We start from the raw sequence: 14,902 nt of genomic DNA on the forward strand, positions 1-14,902 counted from the left end.
CCTGAAACCGATTGCCTACAAACAGTGGAAGCCCAAGGTTCGTCCTGGGTGACCACGTACCTTTTGTATAATGGGTCAGCGACTTAGTGTGACGAGCAAGCTTAAACCGCTAGGTGTAGGCGCAGCGAAAGCGAGTCTGAACAGGGCGTTCAGTTCGTCGCATTAGACCCGAAACCGAGTGATCTAGCCATGAGCAGGTTGAAGGTAAGGTAACACTTACTGGAGGACCGAACCCATAACTGTTGCAATAGTTCGGGATGACTTGTGGCTAGGGGTGAAAGGCCAATCAAACTCGGAAATAGCTGGTTCTCCGCGAAATCTATTTAGGTAGAGCGTCGACCGAATACCCCAGGGGGTAGAGCACTGGATGGGCTAGGGGTCCTCACCGGATTACCAAACCTAACCAAACTCCGAATACCTGGGAGTACTAGTCGGCAGACACACGGCGGGTGCTAACGTCCGTCGTGAAAAGGGAAACAACCCTGACCTACAGCTAAGGTCCCCAAGTTATGGCTAAGTGGGAAAGGATGTGAGGATCCCAAAACAACCAGGATGTTGGCTTAGAAGCAGCCATCATTTAAAGAAAGCGTAACAGCTCACTGGTCTAAATAAGGGTCTTTGCGCCGAAAATGTAACGGGGCTAAAGCCATACACCGAAGCTTAGGGTTTGGTCCGCAAGGGCCAAGCGGTAGCGGAGCGTTCTGTAAGCTGATGAAGCCATACCCGTGAGGGGTGGTGGAGGTATCAGAAGTGCGAATGCTGACATGAGTAACGTAAGGGGAGTGAGAGACTCCCCCGCCGAAAGACCAAGGGTTCCTGCTTAAAGCTAATCTGAGCAGGGTTAGCCGGCCCCTAAGACGAGGCGGAAACGCGTAGTCGATGGGAACCACGTTAATATTCGTGGGCTTGGAGGTAGTGACGGATCATTGAGGTAGTCCAATCTTATCGGATTGAACGGGCTGCTGCGTGGTTCCAGGAAATAGCTCCTCCTTATAAACCGTACCCGAAACCGACACTGGTGGTCTGGTAGAGTATACCAAGGCGCTTGAGAGAACTATGCTGAAGGAACTCGGCAAATTGCACGCGTAACTTCGGAAGAAGCGTGACCCTTTTCTACGCAAGTAGAGGAGGGTGGCACAGACCAGGGGGTAGCGACTGTTTATCAAAAACACAGGGCTCTGCGAAGTCGCAAGACGACGTATAGGGTCTGACGCCTGCCCGGTGCTGGAAGGTTAAGAGGAGGGGTGCAAGCTCTGAATCGAAGCCCCAGTAAACGGCGGCCGTAACTATAACGGTCCTAAGGTAGCGAAATTCCTTGTCGGGTAAGTTCCGACCTGCACGAATGGCGTAACGACTTCCCCGCTGTCTCCAGCATAGACTCAGTGAAATTGAATTCCCCGTGAAGATGCGGGGTTCCTGCGGTTAGACGGAAAGACCCCGTGCACCTTTACTATAGCTTTACATTGGCATTCGTAGTGGCATGTGTAGGATAGGTGGTAGGCTTTGAAGCCTGGGCGCCAGCTCAGGTGGAGCCACCCTTGAAATACCACCCTTATTACTATGGATGTCTAACCGCGGCCCGTTATCCGGGTCCGGGACAATGTATGGTGGGTAGTTTGACTGGGGCGGTCGCCTCCTAAAGAGTAACGGAGGCGCGCGATGGTGGGCTCAGAACGGTCGGAAATCGTTCGCTGAGTGCAATGGCATAAGCCTGCCTGACTGCGAGACTGACAAGTCGAGCAGAGACGAAAGTCGGTCATAGTGATCCGGTGGTCCCGCGTGGAAGGGCCATCGCTCAACGGATAAAAGGTACGCCGGGGATAACAGGCTGATGACCCCCAAGAGTCCATATCGACGGGGTTGTTTGGCACCTCGATGTCGACTCATCGCATCCTGGGGCTGGAGCAGGTCCCAAGGGTATGGCTGTTCGCCATTTAAAGCGGTACGTGAGTTGGGTTCAGAACGTCGTGAGACAGTTCGGTCCCTATCTGCCGTGGGTGTAGGAATATTGAAAGGATCTGTCCCTAGTACGAGAGGACCGGGATGGACGGATCTCTGGTGGACCTGTTGTGGCGCCAGCCGCATAGCAGGGTAGCTATATCCGGACGGGATAACCGCTGAAGGCATCTAAGCGGGAAACCCACCTTAAAACGAGTATTCCCTGAGAACCGTGGAAGACGACCACGTTGATAGGCCGGGTGTGGAAGAGCGGCAACGCTTGAAGCTTACCGGTACTAATAGTTCGATCGGCTTGATCGTTCTCATTCCTTATGCCCATCTGACAAAGTCAGATGGTCTGTTCTCACTCACGCTTGTTCCGCCCTGCGGGCGGCGCTACGTGGGTGCGGCGCATCAGCGCCGACGGTCGACCTTGCGAAGCTTCGCTTCGAAAGGCGCCAGACCAAGAACCGTAAAGGCACACAAAGACCAGCGAACAGCCCCGAGAGGCACCCGACAGCTCCGCTGCCGATGTCTCTTTGTGCCCTTCGCTCAAAAGCTTCTCGAACAACGTGCGTTTTGCCGACCTGGTGGTTATGGCGGAGCGGCTGCACCCGATCCCATTCCGAACTCGGCCGTGAAACGCTCCAGCGCTGATGGTACTTCGTCTCAAGACGCGGGAGAGTAGGTCGCTGCCAGGTCTGCCAAACGCACGTTGATCTCACATCCAAATCGGATGGAGAGAAATCTTCTCTTTATGAAATGGCCCGCCAAGGGATCACGGGCCGCGTAAGCGGCCCTTTCATTTGGTCAGCCATATACCTATTTGTAGGCCTCGGCTTACACAAAAATTGACGCGGGGTGGAGCAGCCCGGTAGCTCGTCAGGCTCATAACCTGAAGGTCACAGGTTCAAATCCTGTCCCCGCAACCAAATTCAAAAAGCCCGCCATCGTGCGGGCTCTTTTGTTTTATGCCGTGCTGTGCTGCCGGCCTGTCATCAGGCGCCCGCAACCAGCCAAGCCAAGCCGCCAGACAGAAAACAAATCCTCTCCCCAAAACCAAACTTCAAAAACAGCCCGCCAGCCACAAATGCCCGCGCGCCGTTTTGATATGCGGCTGGGGTGGCCATCGATCTGCCCAGGCTCAGGCCCCCGAAAGCGAAGCCGAAGCTGCAGCCGACTTTCTGGCCAAGCGGACATATGGAGAGCGTCACGCTGCGCCCGGAACAGATCTATCAAAGACAGGATCGGGGGCTTCAGGCGATAAAGACGCGGCCGGCGGGAGGGTACCATGCGAGCCCCCGTGCGGATATTCCACCACCCTCTCCGGTTTCGCGGCCAAAGGCCGGTAAGGCCTTGCCCAGCCCGTACGGCATCTTGGCGGCCGCGCCCAGCCTCGTCGACCGGAGCGTAGGAATCCCCTTGAAGTAGGCTATGAAATATATTTCACTATGTGAATTATATTGACAATGCGCGCCCGGGCTGTAATGTTCCGATCGTCGGCTTTCGGAGGAAGGTCGGCATCATCAAATCCATACGGCAGCGCTCACTGAGTGCCTGCAACGGTCATTGAGGATGGCTTCGGCCAAGGGAGGAAACTTGCGCAAATTTCTGAGCACGCTCGCAATCGCGGCGGCTGCATCGACCTGCTTCGGGTCGATGCAGGTACGCGCCGAAACCCCTAACCCGTTCAAATGCGAGCCGGGTGAAAAATACGTCATGAACGTGATGGTCTCGGGCGTCGAATACTGGTTCCCGGTCTATGAAATGTTCAAGCAGGCCGGCCAGCAGTTCGGCTGCGAGACCGCCTATACGGGTACGCCGGAATACGACGTCAACAAGCAGATCGCGACCTTCGACCAGGCACTGGCGCAGAAGCCGGCCGGCATACTGGTACACCCGATGAACTCCGATCCGTTCATCGAGCCGATCAACCGCGCCATCGAGCAGGGCACCGCGGTGGTGACCTTCGCCGCCGACTCGCCGAATTCCAAGCGCGTCTCCTACATCACCTCCGACAACAATGCCGAAGGCACCTATGCCGCCGACGCCGTTGCCAAGGCGATGGATGGCAAGGGCGAATATGCGGTGCTGGAGAATCCCGGCCAGGACAACCACGACAAGCGCGTCAACGCCTTCGTTGCCCGCATGGAAGCCAAATGGCCCGACATGAAGCTCGTCGGCCGCGCCGCTTCGAACCAGGATCCGACCAAGGCCTATCAGGCGGTTTTGAGCCTGGCCCAGGCGCATCCGGACCTCGGCGCCGTGTTCATGCCGGAGGCCAACTCGGCCATCGGTGCTGCCCAGGCCGCCAAGGAAGGCGGCGGCAAGATCCGCGTCATGCTCGCCGACGTCAACGCCAAGATCCTCGACATGATCAAGGCCGGCGAGATCTTCGGCTCGGTCAATCCCAACCAGGGCATGCAGGGCTATATGGGCTTCATGCTGTTGTGGATGGCCAAGCATCCCGGCCTGATCGATCCGATGAACGACGCCAAGCGTTCGGGTTTCAACCCGATGAGCGTGCCCTTCGTCGACAATGGCTTCTCCATCGTCTCCAAGGACAATGCGGACGACTTCTACTGGGACAAGTACCTCAAGCGTCGCGGCACCAAGGGCATCGAGGAATAGTCTCGATCGCCGCCCCGGCCTCCACAAGGCCGGACCAACCGGGAAGGAGGCTTCGGCCTCCTTCCTCCCCCGCAAGCATCGCAGGAGCATGGCGTGACCCAGTCGCCCATTCTTGAAATCCGCGGTCTGTCCAAGGCGTTCGGCCCGGTCAAGGCACTGAACGACGTGCGGTTCGAGCTGCGGCGCGGCGAAATCCATGCGCTGTGCGGCGAGAACGGCGCCGGCAAGTCGACGCTGATGAACATGATCGCCGGTGTATTGCAGCCCGACGAGGGCGACATCCTGATCGATGGCGAGCGTGTTTCGATCCACTCGCCCGCGGCCGCCCAACGTCTCGGCATCGCGCTTGTCCACCAGGAGATCGCGCTGTGCCAGGACGCCACCGTTGCCGAAAACATCTACATGGCCGCGATCAACAGCCGGCGCGCACCGCTGATGAATTTCCAGAAGCTCTACGCTGACGCCCAGAAGGTCATGGACCTGCTCGCGCCCATTCCGGTGCGCACCAGGGTCGCCGACCTCTCCATTTCCAACCAGCAGCTCGTCGAGATCGCCAAGGCGCTGACGCTCGACTGCAAGGTGCTGATGCTCGACGAGCCGACCGCCGCACTCACCGAAAGCGAAGCGCAACGCCTGTTCTCGATCGTGCGCGGGCTTAGGGAACGTGGCATTTCGGTGGTCTATATCAGCCACCGCATGGCCGAGATCTTCTCGCTCTGCGACCGCGTCACCGTCTTCCGCGACGGCCGCTACGTGGCGACCGATGCGATAGCCGCCGTTTCACCCGACGATGTCGTGCGCAAAATGGTGGGCCGCGAAATCACCCAGCTCTATCCCGACAAGCTGGCGCCGCAAGAGCCTGGGCGCCTTCTCCTGTCGGTCGAGGGGCTTTCCGATGGGCGCCGCTTCGCCGACGTCGATCTGCAGCTTCGCGCTGGCGAAATTCTGGGCATAGGCGGCCTGATCGGCGCCGGCCGCAGCGAGATCGCACAGACGGTCTGCGGCCTCAGGCCAATGATCTCTGGAACCGTCGCGCTCGACGGAAAGCAGCTGCGGCTGCGCAGTTATGGCGATGCGGTCAAGGCGGGGCTGGTCTATCTCTCTGAGGATCGCAAAGGCTCCGGCGTGTTCCTCGATCTGCCGATCGCGGCGAACATATCGGCGCTCGACCTCGGCCGGCTCACCGGGCGCCTCGGCCTGCTCGACCGCAAGGCCGAGGATCGTCAGGCGCGGGAGCTGACCGGCAGGCTCGGCGTGCGCATGGCCGGCATCGAGGCCACTGTGTCGACGCTGAGCGGTGGCAACCAGCAGAAGGTTGCCATCGCCAAGCAGCTGTCCGTCAGTCCCAAGGTCATCATCATGGACGAGCCGACGCGCGGGATCGATGTCGGCGCCAAGGTCGAGATTCACCGGCTGCTGCGCCAGCTAGCCGGCAGCGGTGTCGGCGTCATCATCATCTCGTCCGAACTGCCGGAGCTGATTGGCTTGTGCGACCGCGTTCTTGTGGTGCGCGAAGGCAGGATCGCCGGCGAACTCGCCGCCAGCGAGCTCGGCGAGGAAGCCATCATCATGCTCGCCTCGGGCGTCCAGGACAGTTCAATTCAAAGGCAGGCCCAGAATGTCGCCTAGGGAATCAGGAGAAGCGCTGGTGCACGCCGAGATCAAGTCCGCCGGGCGGCGCATCAACTTCGCTCACCTCGCCTCGATGCGCGAGGCCGGGCTGATCGTCATCATCCTGGCGCTGTGCATCGCCATGAGCTTCGCCTCGCCGCACTTCCTGACATGGGGCAATTTCCGCGCCATGCTGATGAGCTTCTCCATCGAAGGCATCGTCGTCGTCGGCATGACCGTCCTGCTCATCGTCGGCGGCATCGACCTTTCCGTCGGCTCGGTCGTGTGTTTCTCGATGGTGGTCTCGGGTGCGCTGTTCCTCGCCGGGCTCGATCCCTGGACGGCAAGCCTGATCGGCATCGGCGTCAGCGCGCTGATCGGCGCGGCCATGGGCTTCTTCGTGACCGTGATAGGGCTCAATCATTTCATCACGTCGCTGGCCGCCATGGTCATCGTGCGCGGCATGTGCCTGGTGGTCACCAAGGGCACGCCGCTGTCGCTGTTCACCTTGCCGCCGGCCTTCAAGGCCATCGGCCAGGGCAGTTTCAACAACATCCCCTATGTCATCCTGATCTTCATCGTCGTGGTGGCGATCTTCGACTTCCTGCTGCGTCGCGCCACGGCCTTCCGCAAGGTTTTCTACACCGGCTCCAACGAGAAGGCCGCGCAGTTCTCCGGCATCAGGACCAATCAGGTGAAGTTCTGGGTCACGGTGCTGTGCTCGACCCTCGCCGGAGTGGCCGGCGTCATCTACATGGCGCGCTTCGGCGCGGCGACGCCGACCTTCGGCGCCGGCATGGAGCTCAACATCATCGCCGCGGCCGTCATCGGCGGCGCCTCGCTGAATGGCGGCTCGGGCACCATCTTCGGGGCGATCCTCGGCATGGCTCTGCTGTCGGTGGTGACGAGCTCGCTTATCCTGCTCGATGTCTCGGTCTATTGGCAGGACATGATCAAGGGATGCATCCTGCTGGCAGCGGTGTCGATCGATCACTTCCTGCACCGCAAGAAGTCCTGAACCTCAAAGGCGGCGAAGCAAGACCATGGCCCCTCCCAACACCCGCGACGACATCGCCGCTGTTCGTCAGATGCACCAGGCGCTTGTCCTGCATTATGTCGAAGGCAAGACCCAGGCCGAGATCGCCGGGGAACTCGGCATCTCGCATGCGACCGTCAACCGGCTGATCAAGCGCGGCCACCAGCTCGGTCTCGTCGAGATCAAGATCAAGTCGCCGATCGACCATCTGGTCGAGCTGGAAGCGCGGTTGGTGGCGCTGGGCGGCATCGAACGGGCGATGGTGGTGCCGTCGGTCTCCGACAACCCACACACCGCCCTGCAGCGGGTCGGCGAGGCGGCGGCCGGGCTGCTGCTCGACACCATCAAGGACGGTGACACGATTTCGATCACCGGCGGCAAGGGCGTCAGCGCGCTGGTCGCCGGTCTCAAGCCGGGGCGCCGCTACGACGTCGAAGTCATTCCCGCCACCGGGCTGGTGCAGGGCAAGCACTACACCGATGTCAACCACGTCGCCTCGCTGATGGCCGACAAGCTCGGCGGCCGCGCCTACCAGATCCATGCGCCGTTGTTTGCCGATACCGCGCCGCAGCGCGAGATGCTGATGGGCATCAGCTCCGTCGCCGACGTGTTTCGCAAGGCGCGCGAGGCCGATGTCGCGGTGGTGGGTGTCGGCTCCATCCTGACCGACGATTCCAGTTACTACGATTTGCATCCGTCCTCGAATGCCGATCGCCAGGCGATCGAGAAGTCCGGGGCAACAGGCGAGCTGCTCGCCCATCTCATCGATCGCCGGGGCAAGCTCTGCAACTACTCGCTCAACCGTTCGCTGGTCTCGTTGACGCTTGACGAGTTCGCGACCATCCCGCGCTCCATCGGCATTGCAAGTGGCGCCAGCAAGGTCGCGCCGATCCTCGCCGCAATGCGCGGAAATCATCTCGACACCATCGTCACGGACGAGGCCACGGGGCTCCAGATCCTCGAGCTGGCCGAACAGGAGGCAGCATGAATTCTCGACAGATCCAGCGGCAGATCGGCAAGTCCGGCATATCGGCGTCGGCCGTGGGCCTGGGCACCTGGGCGATTGGCGGATGGATGTGGGGCGGCACCGACGAAAAGGAGTCGGTGCGGGCGATCGAAGCCTCGATCGATGCCGGCCTCAGCCTGATCGACACAGCGCCGGCCTACGGTCTTGGCCGCAGCGAGGCGATCGTCGGCACCGCCATCAAGGGCAAGCGCGACAAGGTGGTGATCGCGACCAAATGCGGGCTGAACTGGCATTCGGGCAAGGGCGGGCATTTCTTCGACCAGGACGACAAGCCAGTGCATCGCTATCTCGGCGCCGACGGCATCGCCTATGAGGTCGAGCAGAGCCTGCGGCGTCTCGGCACCGATCATATCGACCTCTACATCACCCATTGGCAGGACCCGACGACGCCGATCGCCGAGACGATGGCGGCATTGGAAAAGCTCAAGGCAGCCGGCAAGATCCGCGCCATCGGCGCCAGCAATATCAGCGCCGAGGATCTCGGCCATTATATCGATGCCGGCCAGCTCGATGCGATCCAGGAGCGCTATTCGATGATCGACCGCGACATCGAGAGCAGCCTGCTGCCGATTGCTCGCGCGCACGACATCGCCACCCTCAGCTATTCGTCGCTGGCGCTGGGCCTGCTCACCGGCACGGTCGAACCCGGCCGCACATTCGGCGGCGACGACCAGCGCAAGGACAACCCGCGCTTTTCCACGGCCAACCGGCAGAAGGTGGCAAAGCTGAAAGAGGCCATCGCCCCTATCGCCGAGAGCCACCAGGCGTCGACGGCGCAGATCGTCATCGCCTGGACGCTCGCCCAGCCGGGCATCACCTTCGCCCTGTGCGGCGCGCGCAATCCCGAACAGGCGCTCGACAATGCACGGGCCGGGGAGATCACGCTTGCGGCAGGCGAGCTTGCGGCAATCGACGCCGCGGCAGCCGCGCATCTCACTGCGATGGATGCCTGAGAAAAAAAGGCAACAGCCCCGATGAACCGTAGCCATACGTTAGCCGGTCTGCGCGACCGGCCTGATATCGCCGTGCTCGTCATCGGTGGCGGCATCAACGGCATCAGCGTCTTTCGCGAACTGGCGCTGCAAGGCGTCGATGTCGTGCTGGCGGAAAAGGGCGACTATTGCAGCGGCGCCAGTGCCGCCCTTTCACGCATGGTGCATGGCGGCCTGCGCTACCTCGAAAACGGCGAATTCAAACTGGTGCGCGAATCGCTGCTCGAACGTGACCGGCTGCTGAGGAATGCCCCGCACTATGTGGCCCCGTTGCCGACGACGGTGCCGATCTTCGACATTTTCTCCGGCCTTGCCAACGGTGCGGTGCGTTTCCTGGGTCTGACGCGGCGGCCGAGCCGGCGTGGTGCGCTGGTCATCAAGACCGGCCTTGCCATGTACGACCTGTTCACCGCCGCACGGCGTTTGATGCCGACGCACAGGTTCAGGGGCCGCGCCGAAACCTTGAGAAAATGGCCGGCGATCAATCCGGCGATCCGCAATTCGGCGACCTATTACGACGCCTGGGTGAGCCGGCCCGAACGCCTCGGCCTGGAGATGCTGCTGGACGCCACGGCGAGCGCGGCGAACGCCCGCGCCTTGAACTACGCTCAGGTATCGTCGACAGGTGATAGCCTCGCCATTACCGACACGCTGACGGGCGAACAACTGCCGGTACGGGCGCAATTGGTCATCAACGCCACTGGCGGCTGGATCGACCTGACCAACAAGGCCATCGGGGCGGCGGCGCAGACGATGATGGGCGGCACCAAGGGCTCGCATCTCATCGTCGACAATGCAGAACTGTTCGACGCGCTCGGCGGCCATATGGTCTATTACGAGAACGAGGACGGGCGCATCTGCATCCTGTTTCCCTATCTCGGCAAGGTGCTGATAGGCTCGACCGACATCCGGGTCGACGATCCGGACAAGGTCCGTTGCGAGGAGGACGAGCAGCGCTACATCCTGCAGTCGCTCGCCTTTGTATTCCCCTCGATCAAAGTAGCTGAAAACCAGATCGTGTTCCGCTTCGCCGGCGTGCGACCCTTGCCCGCCAGCGAGGACAGTTTTACCAGCCGCATACCGCGCGATCATTTTTGCGAGTTCGTAGAAGCGAGCGGGCATCTGCCGGCGACACTGTGCATGATCGGCGGCAAGTGGACCACCTTCCGTTCGTTTGGAGCGCTGGCCGCCGATATGGCACTGAAGCGGCTCGGCCTCGCGCGCAGCCAGGGAACGCAGGACATGGCCATCGGTGGCGGCCGTGATTTTCCGGCCGATCCGGACGCCTGGTGCGCATCATTCGCCGCCGAGCATGGCCTGACGGTCGAGCGCGCGCAAACGCTTCTGCAGCGCTATGGCACGTCGGCCAGGGATTTCGTTTCGCACCCGGCGGGCGAACAGATGCTGCCGCAGTCGGACTATTCGGCAAGCGAGATGGGGCGCATCATCGAGCGCGAGCAGGTCGAGTGCCTTGCCGACCTGTTCTTGCGCCGCACCACCATCGCCATTTCAGGCGGTCTCAGCTTCGACCTCGTCAACGCCGTTCTCGACATGCTGGCGGCGCACAAGGACTGGAGCGCCAGCGAGGCTGCCACCGAGCGCTCGACCTTCCTCGCGTTGCTGGCCGACCGGCACGGCATCGACCTCCAGACACATCAAAGGAGCGCCCTATGCGCGTAAACAAGAAAGTCCGTATGAACCGGCTGTTCGGCGGCGGCCGCTGCCTCGACGTCGCCATCGATCATGGCGTCTGCAACGAGCCGAGTTTCCTTGCCGGGCTGGAAGACATGGCCAGCGTGGTCAACCAGCTGGTCAAGGCCGGCCCCGACGCCATCCAGATGAACTACGGCCAGGCTGACCTGCTGCAGGCCGTGCCTGGCAAGGACAAGCCGGCGCTGGTGATGCGCATCGACATGGGCAATCCCTATAACAGGATACGCCACCGGGCGATGTGGGCGGTGCTGCAGAACGAAGCCGAGCCCTTGCTTGGCGCCATCGAGATGGATGCGGCTTGCGTCGTGGTCAATCTGTTCATGCTACCCGACGAGCCGGACCTGTTCCGGCAATGCGTGCAGAACATCGCCCGCGTGCGCGCCGATTGCGAGAAATACGGCCTGCCGCTGATGATCGAGCCGCTGGCCATGCTGCCGGTCACCGAGCATGGCGGCTACATGGTCGACGGCGACGCCGATAAGATCGTCACCTTGACCCGGCTTGCCCGCGAGATGGGTGCCGATATCGTCAAGGCCGACCCGACCACCGATCCCAACGACTTCCACCGCGTCGTCGAGGCGGCGCGCTGCCCGGTGCTGGTGCGCGGCGGCGGCAAGGAGGATCTGCGTGCCGTGTTCGACAAGTCGGCCGCCTTGATGGCACAGGGTGCGCTTGGCATGGTCTATGGCCGCAACATCTACCAGCATGCCAACCCGAGCGCTGTCGTGCGCGGGCTGATGGCAATCATTCACGAAGATGCCGATGGCGGCGCAGCCTGGGATCTGTACAACCAGGCATAGGCTGCGGCCTCGGGAGGCGCCAATGGCAAGCTATATCCTCGGTCTCGATGCCGGCAACACCGTCATCAAGGCCATCCTCTTCGACCAGTCGGGCCGCGAACTGGCATTCGCCGCCCGTGACGGCCGCTCGTCCATGCCAAAGCCCGGACATGTCGAACGCGACCTCGACGAACTCTGGCGCAATGCGGTCTCGGTCATTGGTCAATGCATCGCTGAAGCCGGTATCGACGCCGGCGAGATCGTCGCCATCGGCTGCGCCGGCCATGGCAACGGGCTCTACGCGCTCGATCGTGCGGGCGCGCCATTGATCGGCATCCAGTCGCTCGACACACGCGCCGTCGACATCGTTGCCGAATGGGCAGAACAGAATGTCGGCGACCGCACCTACGCACACTGCCTGCAGCGGCCGTGGGCGGCGCAGACGCCGACCCTGCTTGCCTGGCTCAAGCGCTTTTCGCCGGCTTTGTTTGCCAGCATTGGAACTGTGTTCTTGTGCAAGGATTTCGTCGTCAACCGCCTGACAGGTGCGCGCAGCAGCGATACTTCAGATATGTCGGGCTGCGGCCTGCTGCAGATGCAGGACCGCCGCTACGAGCCGGACCTGCTTGCCGCCTATGGGCTCGGCGATTGCATGGACCTGCTGCCGCCAGTGCTGGAATCGGCCGACATTGCCGGCCATGTCAGCGTGGAGGTGGCGGCCCTGACGGGACTGCGCGCCGGCACGCCGGTCGTCGCCGGGCTGTTCGATGTCGTCGCCAGCGCGGTCGGTTCGGGCGTGACCAGAACCGGTGCCGCCTCTGTCATCGCCGGAACCTGGAGCATCAACCAGGTCATCACCGACAAGCCGATCCGCGACCCTTCGATCTTCATGCTGTCGACTTTCGATCGCCAGCGCTATCTGGCGATCGAATCCAGTGCCACCTCGGCCGCCAATCTCGAATGGATCGTTCGCGAATTCCTCGAACATGGCGGCGAAGCCGGCAAGTCGCCATTCGAATTGTGCAGCGAACTGGTGGCGTCCGTCGATCCCAACAGCGACATCCCGATCTATCATCCCTTCCTTTATGGCTCGCAGCAGAATGGCCATGCGCGCGCCGGCTTCTACGGCATCGCCGGCTGGCACAGCCGAGCCCATCTGCTGCGTGCGCTGTTCGAGGGGGTCGCCTTCGAGCATAAGCGCCATGTCGAGACCTTGCACAAAGCGGGCGCCGATTTCGACCAGGTGGTGCTGTCCGGTGGCGGCTCGCGCAGCAGCATCTGGCCGCAGATTTTCGCCGATGTGCTCGGCGTGCCCGTCACCGTGGCGCGCAGCCGCGAAACCGGCGCGCTGGGAGCGGCGATCGCGGCGGGCACCGGCGTCGGCATTTTCGCGGACTACAGTGCCGGTGCAGCCGCCATGACAGCGGCCGCCCGACATTTTGTGCCCAACGAGACGGTTGCTCACGCATACGCACGGCGGTATCGACTCTATGGCGAGATCAACCAGGCGATGACCCCGATGTGGGAGCGCATCGCCGGACAGCAGGCGCGCACGTGACCGAAGCTTCACCGTCTCCGTTCGGCAGTTACGACTACGTCATCGTCGGTGCCGGCTCCGCCGGCTGCGTGCTCGCCAACCGGCTCTCGGCCGATCCGCGCAACAAGGTGCTGCTGCTCGAGGCCGGCGGCAGCGACCGCTATCACTGGGTCGATATCCCGATCGGCTACCTCTTCTGCATGGGCAACCCGCGTACCGACTGGATGATGAAGACCGAGCCGGAAGCCGGTCTCAACGGACGCAGCCTCAACTATCCGCGCGGCAAGGTGCTTGGCGGCTGTTCATCGATCAACGGCATGATCTACATGCGCGGCCAGGCTGCCGACTATGATGGCTGGCGCCAGGCCGGCAATGCAGGCTGGGGCTGGGACGATGTCCTGCCTTACTTCCTCAAGTCGGAAGACTTCCATGGTGGCAAGAGCGCCATGCACGGCAGCGGCGGCGAGTGGCGGGTCGAACGGCAGCGGCTTTCATGGCCGATCCTCGACGCCTTCCGAGACGCGGCCGAGGAACTCGGCATTCCGCGCACCGAAGACTTCAACACCGGCACCAATGAAGGCTCGGGCTATTTCGAGGTCAACCAGAGGAAGGGCGTCCGCTGGAACACATCGAAGGCGTTTTTGCGCGGTATAGCGGGGCGCAAGAACCTGCGCGTAGTGCTCGGCGCGGAAACCGAACGGCTCGAATTCGACGGCCGGCGCGTCACCGGACTGGTTTTCCGCCAAGGCGGCCGCCTGCATCAGGTCCGCGCCGGACAGACGATCCTTGCGGCCGGCGCCATCAACTCGCCCAAGCTGCTCGAACTGTCGGGGGTGGGTCGCCCCGACCTGCTCTCGGGCATCGGCGTGGATGTTCGTCATGCTTTGCCGGGCGTCGGAGAAAACCTGCAGGACCATCTGCAGATCCGCACCGTCTTCAAGGTCGCCAACACTGCCACGCTCAACCAGCGTTACCACAATCTGGTCAGCCGTGCGTCGATGGGGCTGGAGTACGCGCTCAAGCGCAGCGGGCCGCTGTCGATGGCGCCAAGCCAGCTCGGCATCTTCGCCAGGAGTGATCCGCGCCTCGCAACGCCCGATCTGGAATATCATGTGCAACCGCTGAGCACCGACCGTCTGGGCGAGCCGCTGCATCGCTTTCCCGCGGTCACCGTCTCGGTCTGCAATCTGCGTCCGGAAAGCCGGGGCAGCGTGCACATGGCTTCGTCCGACGCGCGGGAGGCGGCGAGGATCCGGCCGAACTATCTTTCCACCGAGGGAGACCGCAGCGTGGCCGTCGCGTCGTTGCGCCATGTCCGCAGTTTGATGAAGGCTCGGGCGGTGGCGCGCTTTGCGCCGGAAGAGATGCTGCCCGGCACGCAGTATGACAGCGATGAAGAGCTCATCCGCAAGGCCGGCGATATCGGCACGACGATCTTCCACCCCGTCGGCACCTGCAAGATGGGTTCGGATACGATGGCGGTGGTCGACGACGGCCTGCGTGTTCACGGGCTTGCCGGGCTGCGCGTGGTCGATGCCTCGATCATGCCGACAATCGTCTCGGGCAACACCAACTCGCCGGTCGTCATGATCGCGGAGAAGGCAGCCGAGATGATCCTGCAAGAGGCCCGCTGACCGC

The 14,902-nt window shown here is 62.2% G+C and carries 9 protein-coding genes, 1 tRNA gene and 2 rRNA genes (1 of these 12 only partly in view); all 12 read left to right on the top strand.

Going from position 1 to position 14,902, the window contains the following annotated elements; translation table 11 throughout:
- Positions 1 to 2,259: ribosomal RNA gene (locus MESCI_RS08150) — 23S ribosomal RNA — on the top strand (it extends 563 nt beyond the left edge of the window).
- 265 nt (positions 2,260 to 2,524) lie between these two features.
- A 5S ribosomal RNA gene (gene rrf / locus MESCI_RS08155) occupies positions 2,525 to 2,639 on the top strand.
- 154 nt (positions 2,640 to 2,793) lie between these two features.
- Positions 2,794 to 2,870, top strand: a tRNA-Met gene (locus MESCI_RS08160).
- A 667-nt stretch (positions 2,871 to 3,537) separates the two neighbouring features.
- Positions 3,538 to 4,569, top strand: coding sequence for a substrate-binding domain-containing protein (locus MESCI_RS08165; RefSeq protein ID WP_013529471.1), 1,032 nt, complete (start codon positions 3,538 to 3,540; stop codon positions 4,567 to 4,569).
- Between the two features lie 93 nt (positions 4,570 to 4,662).
- A complete protein-coding gene (locus MESCI_RS08170; protein WP_013529472.1) occupies positions 4,663 to 6,198 on the top strand; it encodes a sugar ABC transporter ATP-binding protein in 1,536 nt (511 codons plus the stop codon).
- Between the two features lie 76 nt (positions 6,199 to 6,274).
- Positions 6,275 to 7,198 carry an ABC transporter permease gene (locus tag MESCI_RS08175; protein ID WP_224674565.1) on the top strand — a complete coding sequence of 308 codons (924 nt, stop codon included), beginning with the start codon at positions 6,275 to 6,277 and terminating at the stop codon, positions 7,196 to 7,198.
- A gap of 25 nt (positions 7,199 to 7,223) precedes the next feature.
- The gene (locus MESCI_RS08180; RefSeq protein ID WP_013529474.1) at positions 7,224 to 8,204 is read left to right on the top strand and encodes a sugar-binding transcriptional regulator; all 981 of its coding nucleotides are present in this window, start codon (positions 7,224 to 7,226) and stop codon (positions 8,202 to 8,204) included.
- Positions 8,201 to 9,196: an aldo/keto reductase gene (locus MESCI_RS08185; protein ID WP_013529475.1), complete on the top strand. Its 996-nt coding sequence runs from the start codon at positions 8,201 to 8,203 to the stop codon at positions 9,194 to 9,196. The genes MESCI_RS08180 and MESCI_RS08185 overlap by 4 nt, the downstream gene beginning before the upstream one ends.
- A gap of 21 nt (positions 9,197 to 9,217) precedes the next feature.
- Positions 9,218 to 10,915 (top strand): glycerol-3-phosphate dehydrogenase/oxidase, encoded by a 1,698-nt coding sequence (locus MESCI_RS08190; RefSeq protein ID WP_013529476.1) that lies wholly within the window; start codon positions 9,218 to 9,220, stop codon positions 10,913 to 10,915.
- Positions 10,906 to 11,748 carry a class I fructose-bisphosphate aldolase gene (locus tag MESCI_RS08195; RefSeq protein ID WP_013529477.1) on the top strand — a complete coding sequence of 281 codons (843 nt, stop codon included), beginning with the start codon at positions 10,906 to 10,908 and terminating at the stop codon, positions 11,746 to 11,748. The genes MESCI_RS08190 and MESCI_RS08195 overlap by 10 nt, the downstream gene beginning before the upstream one ends.
- A gap of 22 nt (positions 11,749 to 11,770) precedes the next feature.
- Positions 11,771 to 13,285 (top strand): FGGY-family carbohydrate kinase, encoded by a 1,515-nt coding sequence (locus tag MESCI_RS08200; RefSeq protein WP_013529478.1) that lies wholly within the window; start codon positions 11,771 to 11,773, stop codon positions 13,283 to 13,285.
- The gene (locus MESCI_RS08205; RefSeq protein WP_013529479.1) at positions 13,282 to 14,898 is read left to right on the top strand and encodes a GMC family oxidoreductase; all 1,617 of its coding nucleotides are present in this window, start codon (positions 13,282 to 13,284) and stop codon (positions 14,896 to 14,898) included. The genes MESCI_RS08200 and MESCI_RS08205 overlap by 4 nt, the downstream gene beginning before the upstream one ends.
- Positions 14,899 to 14,902: the final 4 nt, after the last annotated feature.

The organism is Mesorhizobium ciceri biovar biserrulae WSM1271, assembly GCF_000185905.1.
Lineage (GTDB): Bacteria > Pseudomonadota > Alphaproteobacteria > Rhizobiales > Rhizobiaceae > Mesorhizobium > Mesorhizobium ciceri.

Coding starts and splice junctions, on each gene's coding strand:
- MESCI_RS08195 (WP_013529477.1), top strand. CDS start 10,906: ATGCGCGTAAACAAGAAAGTCCGTATGAACCGGCTGTTCGGCGGCGGC.
- MESCI_RS08185 (WP_013529475.1), top strand. CDS start 8,201: ATGAATTCTCGACAGATCCAGCGGCAGATCGGCAAGTCCGGCATATCG.
- MESCI_RS08175 (WP_224674565.1), top strand. CDS start 6,275: ATGCGCGAGGCCGGGCTGATCGTCATCATCCTGGCGCTGTGCATCGCC.
- MESCI_RS08200 (WP_013529478.1), top strand. CDS start 11,771: ATGGCAAGCTATATCCTCGGTCTCGATGCCGGCAACACCGTCATCAAG.
- MESCI_RS08190 (WP_013529476.1), top strand. CDS start 9,218: ATGAACCGTAGCCATACGTTAGCCGGTCTGCGCGACCGGCCTGATATC.
- MESCI_RS08180 (WP_013529474.1), top strand. CDS start 7,224: ATGGCCCCTCCCAACACCCGCGACGACATCGCCGCTGTTCGTCAGATG.